Here is a 12784-nt window from a genome sequence, read left to right as displayed (position 1 = left end):
TTAACGCAATGGAAAAAATCTTCAACAACACAGCAGTTGCATTTTCCCTGAAAAGTGATACAGAACTTGACAGGGCTTATTTCCTTTTTAAAATGATAGCTTCTGAGCCTCTTGTAAAGATAGGGACAGCAGTAACAAATTTTGCATTAAAAGTGCATTTACCTGTAGAAGGCCTTATAAGGGCTACGGTATTTGATCATTTTTGCGGAGGTACAAATGAGGAAGATTGTCTGCCTGTGGTAGATAAGATGTTTACTAAAGGAGTAACATCGGTGCTTGACTATTCGGTAGAGGCAAAAGAAGATGAGTCGGAATTTGATAACGCACTCAACAAAACCTTAAAAACCATTGTTTTTGCAAAAGAAAGAGCAGCGATACCTTTTGCGGTATTTAAGCCAACAGGTTTCGGGCGTTTTGAACTTTACCAGAAACTGGGAGAGGGCAAATCACTTAATGAAACCGAGACAGCCGAATGGAACAGAGTTATAGAGCGTTTTGAAAAAGTTTGTAAAACGGCTCACGAAACGGATGTGGCATTGCTTATTGATGCTGAAGAAAGCTGGATGCAGGATGCAGCCGATGATCTTGTTGCCGAGATGATGCGTAAATACAACAAAGAGAAAGCTATAGTTTACAACACGTTACAAATGTATCGTTGGGACAGGCTGGAGTATCTTCAAAAGTTACATGCACAGGCTAAGGAAGAAGGATTCCATATTGGGATGAAAGTAGTAAGGGGAGCCTACATGGAAAAAGAAAACAGAAGGGCAGAGGAGAGAGGTTATCAAACACCTATTTGTCCGTCTAAAAAAGCTACAGATGAAAACTATGATGCTGCTATACAGTACATGATAGACCATATAGATACTATGGCAATTTTTGCCGGAACTCATAACGAAGACAGCTCTTATAAGCTTATGCAGCTTATGGAAGAGAAGGGAATTGCTAAAAACGACAGTAAAGTGTTTTTCGGTCAGTTATATGGTATGAGTGATAATATAAGTTTTAACCTAGCGGCTAATGATTATAACGTTACTAAATACCTTCCGTTTGGACCTGTGAGGGATGTTATGCCATACCTTATAAGAAGGGCCGAGGAAAATACATCGGTAGCCGGACAAACCACGCGTGAACTTAACCTGATAGGTGCCGAAAGAAAAAGAAGAAAGCTGGAGGAGATTTAAGCCACCGTTTTTAATTACTTTTACAAAAAATTAAAAAATGAAATTTAAATACCGTTTAGCATACTTTTTATTTGGTGCCCTTTTAGGTTGTATATTTTTAGTATTCTTTTTAAAGAAAAAAGATGCCGATTTTTGTTACCTGCCTAACTGTAGGGTTCTAAAAGATATTAGGAGTAAAAGCTTTAATGTGTCTGACGAAGCTCAGGAAAAATTAGACCAAAACTGGGTCACTATGGAGGATGTAGAGAAAACTACCGAGTTTGGTGATGTAGATTTTTCAAGAAGTAAAACTCCGTATAAAGGAGGTAAAATTTATATTATTGAGGGGAAAAATGCTAATAATGAGCCTATTGAAATTGAGGTAGTGAATTTTGAAAATAAGGTGCTTTTGAAAGACATAAAAAAACTTTAAAATATTTTTCAAAAACACTTGCAAATACAAATACTAAGCGTATATTTGCACTCGCAATAAGGAACTAATAACGGTTGCAATTGCAGATATAGCGGGCGATTAGCTCAGTTGGTTCAGAGCACCTCGTTTACACCGAGGGGGTCGGGGGTTCGAATCCCTCATCGCCCACAACCTTTAAAAAGCTTCAGTGAAAACTGAAGCTTTTTTTGTTTTTATATCTTTCCTAATTTAACTACGGTTACTTAAAACCATAATCAAGATTTTATTTTTTTGTTTAGTATTGTAAGAAGCTTACAATAACTAAATATCTAGCTAAAAAAAATAGAATTAAATAATTATCCTTTTAGATACCAAGTAAATGCAACAAATTAAAAATCTCCTCAACCAAATTTCGATTATTAATAAAAAAAATACTGAAATACTTGATGCTACTGGTGGTAGATTTAATATGTTTCGTATTTGCGGTGTCAATCATTATGAAAATACACATTCTGCAATTCTTGCAGAGCTCTTAAATCCAAATGGAACTCATGGTTTAAAACATATATTACTGGAAAGTTTTATTGAAAATTTAGGCGAATATTTTACGATTGAAAAGTTTAATAGCAAAACAGCAAGAGTTAAAATAGAGCATTCTAGTGAAGAAGGTAGAGTGGATATATTAATTGATGATAATGAAAAAAGAGCAATTATTATAGAAAATAAAATTTATGCAAAAGACCAGCCCGAACAATTAATAAGGTATAACAGGTTTGCTCAAATGTATGAAAATGGTTATCAGTTATTGTATTTAACTCTTTTTGGAGATAATGCTTCAGAACAAAGTAGTGGAAATGTACCTTATTTATCTATTTCATATAGAGAACATATTATTAATTGGCTGGAAAAATGTGTATTAATCGCTTCTCGTTCACCTATTGTGAGGGAAACTCTCATACAATATATAAATCATTTAAAACAATTAACCAATCAGGATATGGACAGTAAAAATAAAGAAGAAATAACTGAAGTTCTGTCAAAGATTGAAAATTTAAGAGCTGCTCAAGCTATATATCAAAATTATTCTGCAACTTATAATTATCTTGCTGAAAAGTATTTCAATCCTAAGATGGAAGAATTTATTAGTCAAAAAGGATTATTTTATCACTATGAATGGAGTGAAGAGAAATATATAAAATTTTACATAACCAGCCCAAAATGGCAAGGAAAATATTGGATAGGATTTACTTTTGAGAGTAATCGTTTTCATTATGGTTTATGTAATAATCCTAATGAATTTAGAATATCAGATGAAAACAGAATAAAACTTCATGAAAACCTAAATAATTTATCTGTTTTTTCCAGAAAAGAAAGTAATTGGTGGCCTTTCTATGCATTTCTTCCAAATTTGACTATTGATAATTGGGAACATGATATAATAAAAAGTGATAATTTTTTTAATGATTGTAAGGACAAGATTGAAAAGTTGCTAAAAGCATTAGAAGGCATTAAAGCATTTGTTTAAAAAACAGTCATACAAGTGGTACTTATTGTGTTCCGAAACTTCCTAACCTACTAAACTTGCTTTTGGAGAAGGTTAGCCATGTTTCTTTCTGAGGGAATTAGTTTTTTCACTAAAACTCTTCGGGAGCTTCAAAACTCATTTTTTTCTGAGTTGCAGGGTGTATAAATTCTAAATGGGCAGCATGCAGGTGTAGTCTCTCGGCAGAAGTACCATATAAGTCATCGCCTACAATAGGAGCGTTTAATCCCTGTTCGTGTGCCGAATGCATACGTAACTGATGCGTACGACCAGTAAGTGGCCAAAAATGAACTTTGGTAGTCGTTTCATTTTTCGCTACAGTTTTCCATTTGGTCACGGCTTTTTTACCGTGCTCAAAGCAAACTAATTGTCTAGGCCTGTTATCAAGGTCACCACGTAACGGCAGGTTTATTTCGCCCTCGTTTTCAGTAAATGTACCCGATACTAATGCTGTATAGCGTTTGTTTACAGTGCGTCTTAAAAACTGTTTTTGTATGTCTTTGTGAGTTTCTTTGGTCTTTGCTACTACCAGTAATCCTGAAGTAGCCATGTCCAACCTGTGTATAATTAACGGTTCGATATTACCCCACATTGCCTGAAGCCTTGTGTAAACCGAATCCTGGATTACAATACCGGGAACCGAAAGTAGCTCGGCAGGTTTGTTTACCACGATAAGATAATCATCCTCAAAAATAATTTCCAGTTTTTTGTCTTCTCCCTGATTGATTAATAACGGATTATCATCAACAGGAGTACCTTCCAGCATGTGTTCCAGTATGGGTTTGCATTTACCGGTACAGGCAGGGTAGTATTGTTTGTGTTGCCTTATTTCCGATTTTGGAGGCATTCCCCACCAAAATTCGGCCATAGCTATTGGTTGGAAGCCGTGTTTAAAGGCATATTGTAATAGCTTTGGAGTCGCACATTCTCCGGCTGCGGCGGGTGGTTTTCCAAAAACCGTATCCCTGAATATAGCATGGAGGCTTTTGTTTTTTCTATCTTTATTTAAAAACACATATTGCTCAAAAAGCTGTTGTTGCAGTGCAGCCGATTTTTCCCTTCGCTCTTTCTTTAAACTTTCAATAGTGTTTTCGTATTCGGCAAGTTGCTGTTCAACTTCATCAATGCTTTCCTGCCACTTGTTTATTAATACATTAAGCTGATGCTTGTCGTGCAGACTGTGCTTTATCATGTAAGCCTCAAACTTGCCGTAATCGTCACTGTTCAGTATGTTTTTTTGTTCCTGACGCTGTTTTTTACGATCCTGCTTATTGGCTTTTACAATTTGTTTAAAGTCGTTTATTTCTTTGTCAGAAGCTAAGTTGTATTCCTTTAGTTTTTGTTTTAGGGAGATATAATTACTATCACTTTCAATTTCTTTAACCCTGTCGTTAATGCTGTTAAGAATATACTGCTCCTTTAGGAAAAAGCTATTTTCCATAAGCATATCAAAAACAGGAGGGACAAATTTAGGATGTTCGTTAGATCCGGCAAGTTTACCTGAAAAAGCTGACAGATAGCCCAGTTTTCCATTTTTATCCTTTACAACCAATACTCCAAACATTTTCCCGATAACAGTTCCCTCTTGATTTTCATCCAAACCAAAGTTGTGATCCAGTTCGGTTTGAGTTTCTAAATAGTGTTGCAGTTCCTCTGCTGCTATTTTGGTTAACTCGTGTGGCTCGTAGTAAAAAGGAAAGGTGAAGCGTTCCGGTAAATTAATTGAATTTATCAGGCTTTCAGGGAAATAGGTAATTCTGTCTGTAGGATTGCTTGCCACCGGGTAATATAATTTTTTGCGCGAAAGTAATGGTTTTCTGTTTATTGATAAACAATTGGTGTCTATTTTATAATTACGAACACAATATAAGAGCATCAAAAATGTGATTTTAAAACACAAATATTACATTTGCCATGCATTATTTAGAATAGATTATATGGATTATGAAAACTTCATTTTCTGCCTTGAGGCTGTTGCCGATGTAGATAGGGCAGGGAATACCGAAGTGGTTAGGAATTTGGAACAGCTTGCTTTTGAAGGGATTTCCAGTATTTATAAAAACTGTGATACTATAGAAGGAATGGAGGAGAGCTTGCAGGCTTTACTGTATGATGATCACAATTTTAAAAACTATGAGATTATTTACCTTGTAATGCAGGGACAGGCCAACAATATTTGTCTAAACGGATACTATTACAGCATAGAGGAGATTGCCGAACTTTTTGAAGGAAGGATGAAAGGGAAGGTAATACATTTTGCCAATTCAAAAGTATTGGATCTTGATGAAGAGGAGGCTCAGTATTTTCTTGATATTACAGGAGCTAAGGCAATATCGGGTTACGGATTGCCTTTTAATGGTATAAGCAGTGTTAATCTTGATAAATTATTTTTCAGCCTTTTTGAAGATAGTGACGACGTAGTAGATATAGTAGAAGTATTGCACGAAAAACATTATGCACTTTGTAAAAGACTGGATTTTAGATTATATTATTAGAATTTTTCATTAAATACCCAGTGTTGGGTATTTTTTTTTGTTTTAAATAAAAATACATTTACCATCAAAGTTCAGTCCCACATATACTAAAATTAAATTAATACTCATACTGTTTTTGTAACCATTAAATAAATTAATACTATGGCAGTTAAACTTTTTACAATAGGAGACAGTATATCTCAGGGATTTATGTCTGGGGCAGCTGCAAAAACAAATCAGTGTTATTCTACAATTTTAGCGTCAATCCTTGAGGCAGAAAATTATCATTTTCCAAGTTGGGAAAAAGGGGGAATCCCTATTGATTTGGAAACAGTTTTTAGAAAACTGGAGGATAAATTAGATACAGATATTAAAGGCCCTATAGAATGGGTTAGGGCTACATCTATAATAAGTAAATATCTTGATGATGTAGAAGATTATTACGAAAGGGGAGATGGGGCGCTCCATAAATCTATTGAAAGCAAACCTTTCCATAATGTTGCCATAAGAGGCTTTGATATATCAAATTCATGGCAACTCACCCCTAATTTATGTAAGCAAATTATAGATGAATCAAAAGATAATAATGATGACCGACTTGGTTTGGTTAATGAATCTTTTCATAGAACAGCATTCAAAGTATTAGCTTCAGGTAATCAACAGAATTTTACTCAACTGGACTGGTTAGAACATCATCATAAAAATGAAGGTGTTGAAAATCTTGTTTTATGGCTAGGAGCAAATAATGCTCTTGGAACTGTTTTGGACTTAAAAATACGTCAAACATCTATAGATGGGACAGCCTTTCCTTTAGGTCCCGATAAAGTTTCTTACAGGGAAAGGTTAAGTAAGGAATGGAATTTATGGCATCCTGAAGATTTTAGAAAAGAGTATTCCTTTATGTTAGATAAGGTTATTGATATAATGACTGAAAACCCAAATAGCACTGATTATAAAGTGTTTATAGCAACAGTTCCATTGGTAACAATTTGTCCTCTCATAAAAGCCGTTGATAAGTATGAAAGAACAGATAAATATGTTGAAAATTGGCCGGTAAACGAGTCTAATCCTGCTCCAATGGGGATTGAGGAATTACCTGCCCCTGTATCAAACGATCCAGTGTCTTATGCAAAATATTATCCTTATTTCCTATTTGAGGATAATTTTGATATGACATTAAACCATTTAAATCAAAATGAAGTTGTCCATATAGATAATTGTATAAGACGTTACAATAGGATTATTCAGGAGCTGGTAGCTTTAGCAAATGAGAGAATCGGGGAAAAACGTTTTTATTTAGTTGATATAGCAACATCATTATCAAGAATAGCATTAAAGAGGAATAATTATAATCCAAACTATGTTTATCCTGAGTATTTTAGATTTTGCTACCCGAGAATAGATTCCAAATATTATGGTGTCAATAGGAATAAAGAAATAAAATCGGGAGGACTTTTTAGTCTTGATGGGGTACACCCAACAGCAATTGGGCAGGGAATAATCGCATATGAATTTTTAAAGGTTATGTCAAAAGCCGGTGTTTATTCAGGTGATATAGAAAAAGCGATTGACTGGGCAGATATATTCAGGAATGATACACTCTATTCTAAACCAATTGGTTTATTAGGAGAGATTTATGATAATCCTAATTTAAAAAAATGGCTTTTTAAAATGTTTTCAAAAACATGGGAACATAAAAAATACTAGTATTGGAGTTACAATTACAGTGCTCTTTCATACCATCTTGTTTAGTTTTAGGTTAGAAAGATTCTGATTCCTACTATAATCAGGCATATGGCTAGTGCTCTTATAATTATATGGCTTTTTATTTTATGGGAAAAATAAGCACCAAGCTGTGCTCCGGGTATTACGCCAAGTGATAAGTATACTATGGTCAAAACAATATCAGTATTATTGTATGTGCCGTTTACAGCATGGGTAATTACACTAACGGTGGCCATAATAGCCAGTATGAAATGTGACGTTGCCGTAGCGATATGTACGGGGAATTTTAGCCAGTTTACCATGGCAGGTACATGTATTATCCCACCGCCGATGCCTAAAAGAGGGGAGATGTAACCCACCACAATACTTATAAGCGAACCTAGTGACTGTTTATAACTGTATTCGTATGTCGTTCCGTTTTTGTCAGTAAGTACAGTATGTTTGTATCCTTTTTTTTCTGAACTGATAACCAAATTGGAAATAATGGTCTTGTTTTTAAAGAACAGGTAAACCGAAAGCCCAATAAGCATAATACCGAATATGATTTTAAATACATTTTGTGGAATGTATTTAACGGTATAAACTCCCAGTATTGACCCAGGAATAGTGAATACTGCAAAAACTAATCCTGCCTTATAATCAATCCTACCAGATTTAGCATAGGCCATAGATCCTGAAATAGAATTTACAGCCACTACAGCTATTGAGATTGCCGTAACGATTTCGGGAGGAAATTCAGTATAGAAAAGAAGTAAAAAGGGAACAAGTATAAAACCACCTCCGGCTCCAATAAGTGTTCCTAATGTTCCAATTATTAATCCGGTGATAATTAAGGTAATGGGAGTATGCAAAATTGTATTGTTTGTTTGACAGAGTATTAGTCTCTTTAAAAAATTAATAAGTTAATGTCCCTAAAAGGTATATTAAACCATTCGGCAACAGGGCGATTGGTTAACAGCCCGTGATAAAAGTAAATACCGTTTTTAAGTCCGTAGTTACATCTTATAGAGCTTTCTATACCGCCATCTTCCGCGATTTGCAGTAAAAACGGAGTAATAATGTTACTGATTGACATAGAAGCCGTTTTGGAGTAACGTGAAGGAATATTCGGTACACAATAGTGTATCACGTTGTTCTTTATAAAAGTAGGTTTTTCGTGTGTCGTAACTTCTGATGTTTCAAAGCAGCCTCCGGTATCGATACATACATCTATAATAACGGCTCCTTTTTTCATGCGCTCTACCATGGTTTCGGTAACTACAATTGGCGTACGGTTTTTACCTCTCATGGCACCAATAGCAACATCACAACGCATCAAAGCTTTTAGTAATACCTTTTCCTGTATGGTAGAGGTAAATATCCTTTGGTTAAGATTGTTTTGAAGTCTGCGAAGTTTGGTGATCGAATTATCAAACACTTTTACATTAGCACCAAGTCCCAGTGCTGTTCTGGCAGCATATTCGGCTACAGTACCGGCGCCTACAATAACAACTTCTGTTGGTGGTACTCCTGTTATATTACCTAAAAGAAGACCTTTGCCAATCTTTTGGTTTATCATCAGTTCTGAAGCAATGAGTACCGAAGCAGTACCAGCTATTTCACTTAATGATTTTACGGCAGGGTAGGACCCGTCCTCATCTTTTATGAATTCAAAAGCAAGTCCGGTTATTTTCTTCGAGGCTAAGGCTTCAAAATATTCTTTCTTTTGTGTTTTTATCTGTATGGCAGAAATAAGTAACCCCTGATGGGCCATCATTTCTATTTCCTGTATCGTTGGTGGTTCAACTTTCAGGATTACAGGGCAACTGAATACTTTTCTTGTATCGCTGGTTATTTCTGCTCCGGCATCGCTAAACTCCTTATCGCTGTAGCTGGAACTAACTCCGGCCCCGGCTTCAATCATAACACGGTGCCCGTGTGCCACAAGTGATGCAACGGCATCAGGTATAAGACATATTCTTCGTTCCTGATAAGATGTTTCTTTTGGGATTCCTATAAACAGGTCACTTCGCTGCTTTCCTACTTCAAGTTTCTCCTCCTGCGGAAGCAATTGCTGTTTTGTAAAGGGTGTTAACGACATGGTGGCTGGGCTGAAATATTTTGATACAATTTACAAAAATAATGTTAAGTTAAATAACTATTTTACAACTACATGCCTTTTACCGTCGGGCAGTTGTTTAATGGTAATTGCTGTGTGATCTAAAGGAATAAGGTTAGGTGTTTTTTCGGGCCATTCTATAAGGCATAGATTACCCGAATAGAAGTATTCGTCTATTCCCATATCATAAGCTTCCTCTTCTGTATTTAAACGATACAGGTCAAAATGATAAAGGATGTTACCATTTTCGGTTTCATATTCGTTTACCAGTGAAAAAGTAGGGCTGGAAGTCATATCCTGAACTCCAAGCTGTTTCGCCAATGCTTTTATAAGGGTAGTTTTGCCCACGCCCATACCGGCATGGAACAAAACTATATTTTTTATGTTGGCAGACAGTATTTGCTGTGCAACGCTGTCTATTTCCTCTAAGGAAAACGTAATTTCCATAAGCACTTCACCTATTTTGGGTTGAACACTAAAAACGGTATAATCATTTCTTCCAGAGAAATACCACCATGCTGATAGGTATTCCTGTAATAGCTTACATAATGGTTAAAATTGTTTACATAAGCAAGAAAAAGATCGTTTTTAGCAAAAATAAACGAACTGCTCATATTTACAGCCGGTAAGTGTATACTTTTTGGATCTTTTACATGGTAAACGTCTTTTTCCTCATAAGTAAGGCTTCGTCCTGTTTTGTAACGAAGGTTAAGGCTGGTGTTTCTGTCACCAATAACCTTAGATGGGTTCTTAACGTTTATAGTACCGTGATCTGTAGTAAGTATAAGCTTAAAGCCCATTTGCTGAGCCTGTTGTATCATTTCCAATAGAGGAGAGTTCTTAAACCAGCTAAGGGTTAGTGATCTGTAAGCCTTGTCATTACTGGCAAGCTCTTTTACCACATCCATTTCGGTTTTGGCATGAGAAAGCATATCAACAAAGTTATATACTATCGTAGTAAGGTCGTTGTTTTTAAGTCCCTTAAAGTTATCTACCAGTTTTTTACCATCTTTAAAGTTGGTAATTTTATAGTACTCCTGCTTTATGTTAAGACCTAAACGTTTTATTTGTTCGGTAAGGAACTCGGCCTCAAAAAGGTTTTTTCCACCTTCATCCACATCATTTTTCCAGTACTGCGGATATTTCTTTTCCATTTCTAAAGGCATAAGGCCAGAGAAGATGGCATTACGCGCATACTGGGTAGCGGTAGGGAGAATAGAGAAGTAAGTGTTTTCTTTTTCCAGTTTGTAATGGTTGTTTACAACACTTTCAAAAGCTTTCCACTGGTCATATCTAAGGTTATCTATAACCACAAACAGTATAGGTTGTTTCTTTTTGATTTCAGGAACAACAAGTTCTTTAAAAAGGGTATGAGAGAGTACAGGTTTATCATCTTCTTTTGGGTCAAACCAGTCTTCATAGTTTTTCTCTATGAATTTACCAAACTGAGAGTTGGCTTCAAGTTTTTGTGACTCCAGTATTTCAATCATACTGTGGTCTTCAATATTTTCAAGCTCAATTTCCCAAAATACCAGTTTTTTGTAAAGGTCAATCCAGTCTTCATAACTGTTTACCATAGACATATCCATGGCAATTTTCCTAAATTCCTTTTGGTAGTCAAGCGTTGTTTTTTCAGATACCAGCCTTGAGTTGTCAAGATTCTTTTTCAGGCTAAGTAGAATCTGGTTAGGGTTTACGGGTTTTATAAGGTAATCAGCAATTTTAGACCCGATAGCCTCTTCCATAATATATTCCTCTTCACTCTTGGTAATCATGATTACCGGTACAGATGATTTTTTCTCCTTAATCTCGGCCAGGGTTTCCAGTCCGCTAAGTCCCGGCATGTTCTCATCCAGGAAAACAATATCAAAACTTTCGTTATCAAAAAGGTCTAAGGCATCCTGCCCGTTATTTGCTGTAGTAACTTTATAGTTTTTCTTTTCAAGAAACAGTATATGCGGTTTTAACAGGTCGATTTCATCATCAACCCATAATATCTTTATTTCATTCATGTCAAAGTGGTTTTCCCTTCATTAAATTGATTATGCAATTTAACGCTAATTGCTCATTTTAGTATTAATTTTTTTATAAAAATATTAAGAATCCAAACAAAAAAAGCGCAAGTAGAAACTCACGCTTTTCCTATTATTGTATAATAAATATTATTTGGCTCTTTTGTATAACGGAATAGTGTATGAAAGTGTGTAATTAAACCCTGCACCAAAGCTTCCGTCATAAGTACGTTTAAACCCGGGTATGTAAAGGTTGTCAAAATTATCAGGTTTTTTATCTGTGATAAGAGCTTTTAATCTTACGCTAAAGCCTAAATACAGGTTATTGAATAATTCGGCTTTAATTCCACCTACAAACTCCAGCCAGTGTGCACTTAAACCACTATACTCTTGGTTAGGGTAAACTACAGTTTGTTCAAAATAACCCGAATCATCATATATTTTATAACTGTTAAGTGTTTGACTATAACTACTGAAACCGTAACGGAAACCAACATATATCATGTTTTCCATATCCAGCCAGTTCTCGTAGGCGTTATAATCGAAACCAATTTTAATGTAGCTACCGTTTGTTGTAAAGTTTAACTGGTCGTCATCTACTGTGATTTTGGTATTACCTATTTCTCCCGCAGCATATATCTTTTTAGTTAATCTATAGTCGGCAACAATTTCAAAGCCCTGAAAGTCGTCATCATAAAAAGAGCGGGCAAACCTGTACAAATCGGCACCTACGCGTATACCATACTTTTGTGTTTTGGGCTTTTGTACGGTATCAGTTTTTTGTTCCTGCGAAAATGCCGGCATAATGGCCAACATTAAAACGACACTAAAAATAAATTTTAACATGTACTTCATCTTCGTTTTCAATGTTTGACTCTTCTATAGTATAATCCTGCATCCAAAGATCATCATCACCTTCAGGATTTTCAATAACAACAGGTTGTGGGGTAGATCCGCTTTGTGAGTTTAATGTAAAATAACTTTTAAAACCACATGCACGGGAAATATATAACTCCTTAGTCTCATAATTAAAGGTAATGACATCGGTATTGTAAGTTATTTCACCAAGCTGGGATGAACCTAATCTAAAATTCCATGTTGTAGCGGTAGTATCGGTGCGTAAAGGCACTTCAATACGGTTTTCGTTATTAAGTGGGCCTATGGTATCAAGATTTGCAGAAAAGTAACTGAAATAGGTTACATTTTTTGGATCTGTACGGTTATCACGATTATAAAATTCAATAATAAGGCTAGGTGTTGTTGCTGTACCTTCGGCACATATATCATCTTTTTCACAACTCCAAAAGCTAACAGCTGTAAGGAGTGCCAGAATAAAGACTGTTATTATTTTTTTCAT

General features: G+C 35.5%; 12 protein-coding genes and 1 tRNA gene. 6 read left to right on the top strand and 7 right to left on the bottom strand.

The window, feature by feature from the left end; translation table 11 throughout:
• The first annotated feature begins 8 nt into the window (after positions 1–8).
• The 4 genes from ABS768_RS01270 to ABS768_RS01255 all read left to right on the top strand — a co-directional run bounded on the left by ABS768_RS01270 (position 9) and on the right by ABS768_RS01255 (position 3100).
• A complete protein-coding gene (locus ABS768_RS01270; protein ID WP_408073097.1) occupies positions 9–1184 on the top strand; it encodes a proline dehydrogenase family protein in 1176 nt (391 codons plus the stop codon).
• 37 nt (positions 1185–1221) lie between these two features.
• Entirely contained in the window at positions 1222–1596 is a 375-nt protein-coding gene (locus ABS768_RS01265) for a DUF4258 domain-containing protein (protein WP_408073095.1), read from the top strand.
• A gap of 93 nt (positions 1597–1689) precedes the next feature.
• Positions 1690–1764: transfer RNA gene (locus ABS768_RS01260), tRNA-Val, on the top strand.
• A gap of 190 nt (positions 1765–1954) precedes the next feature.
• Entirely contained in the window at positions 1955–3100 is a 1146-nt protein-coding gene (locus tag ABS768_RS01255; protein WP_408073094.1) for a PDDEXK-like family protein, read from the top strand.
• A 109-nt stretch (positions 3101–3209) separates the two neighbouring features.
• Here ABS768_RS01255 and ABS768_RS01250 read toward each other — a convergent pair whose 3' ends face one another.
• On the bottom strand, positions 3210–4898 hold the full coding sequence (locus ABS768_RS01250; protein ID WP_408073092.1) for an RluA family pseudouridine synthase: 1689 nt from the start codon (positions 4896–4898) through the stop codon (positions 3210–3212).
• Between the two features lie 157 nt (positions 4899–5055).
• On the opposite strand from ABS768_RS01250, the gene ABS768_RS01245 reads away from it, so the two are divergent.
• Positions 5056–5613, top strand: a complete 558-nt coding sequence (locus tag ABS768_RS01245) for a DUF6642 family protein (protein ID WP_408073091.1) — start codon at positions 5056–5058, stop codon at positions 5611–5613.
• A 141-nt stretch (positions 5614–5754) separates the two neighbouring features.
• Positions 5755–7299: a hypothetical protein gene (locus ABS768_RS01240; RefSeq protein WP_408073090.1), complete on the top strand. Its 1545-nt coding sequence runs from the start codon at positions 5755–5757 to the stop codon at positions 7297–7299.
• 47 nt (positions 7300–7346) lie between these two features.
• Here the strand turns inward: ABS768_RS01240 and ABS768_RS01235 are convergent, their stop codons facing one another.
• From ABS768_RS01235 to ABS768_RS01210, 6 genes are all read right to left on the bottom strand, one after another.
• Positions 7347–8168: a sulfite exporter TauE/SafE family protein gene (locus ABS768_RS01235; protein WP_408073089.1), complete on the bottom strand. Its 822-nt coding sequence runs from the start codon at positions 8166–8168 to the stop codon at positions 7347–7349.
• Positions 8169–8203: 35 nt separating this feature from the next.
• On the bottom strand, positions 8204–9397 hold the full coding sequence (locus tag ABS768_RS01230; protein ID WP_408073087.1) for an alanine dehydrogenase: 1194 nt from the start codon (positions 9395–9397) through the stop codon (positions 8204–8206).
• Between the two features lie 57 nt (positions 9398–9454).
• Positions 9455–9862, bottom strand: coding sequence for a tRNA (adenosine(37)-N6)-threonylcarbamoyltransferase complex ATPase subunit type 1 TsaE (gene tsaE / locus ABS768_RS01225; protein ID WP_408073086.1), 408 nt, complete (start codon positions 9860–9862; stop codon positions 9455–9457).
• An 11-nt stretch (positions 9863–9873) separates the two neighbouring features.
• Entirely contained in the window at positions 9874–11427 is a 1554-nt protein-coding gene (gene porX / locus ABS768_RS01220; RefSeq protein WP_408073085.1) for a T9SS response regulator signal transducer PorX, read from the bottom strand.
• A gap of 150 nt (positions 11428–11577) precedes the next feature.
• A complete protein-coding gene (locus tag ABS768_RS01215) occupies positions 11578–12231 on the bottom strand; it encodes a DUF6048 family protein (protein WP_408073084.1) in 654 nt (217 codons plus the stop codon).
• Positions 12232–12253: 22 nt separating this feature from the next.
• On the bottom strand, positions 12254–12784 hold the full coding sequence (locus tag ABS768_RS01210; RefSeq protein WP_408073083.1) for a DUF6452 family protein: 531 nt from the start codon (positions 12782–12784) through the stop codon (positions 12254–12256).

Source organism: Flavobacterium rhizophilum (assembly GCF_046000485.1).
Taxonomy (GTDB): domain Bacteria; phylum Bacteroidota; class Bacteroidia; order Flavobacteriales; family Flavobacteriaceae; genus Flavobacterium; species Flavobacterium rhizophilum.
Note: the sequence above shows the minus strand (reverse complement) of the source record. Positions and strands in the feature narration are given on the sequence as shown.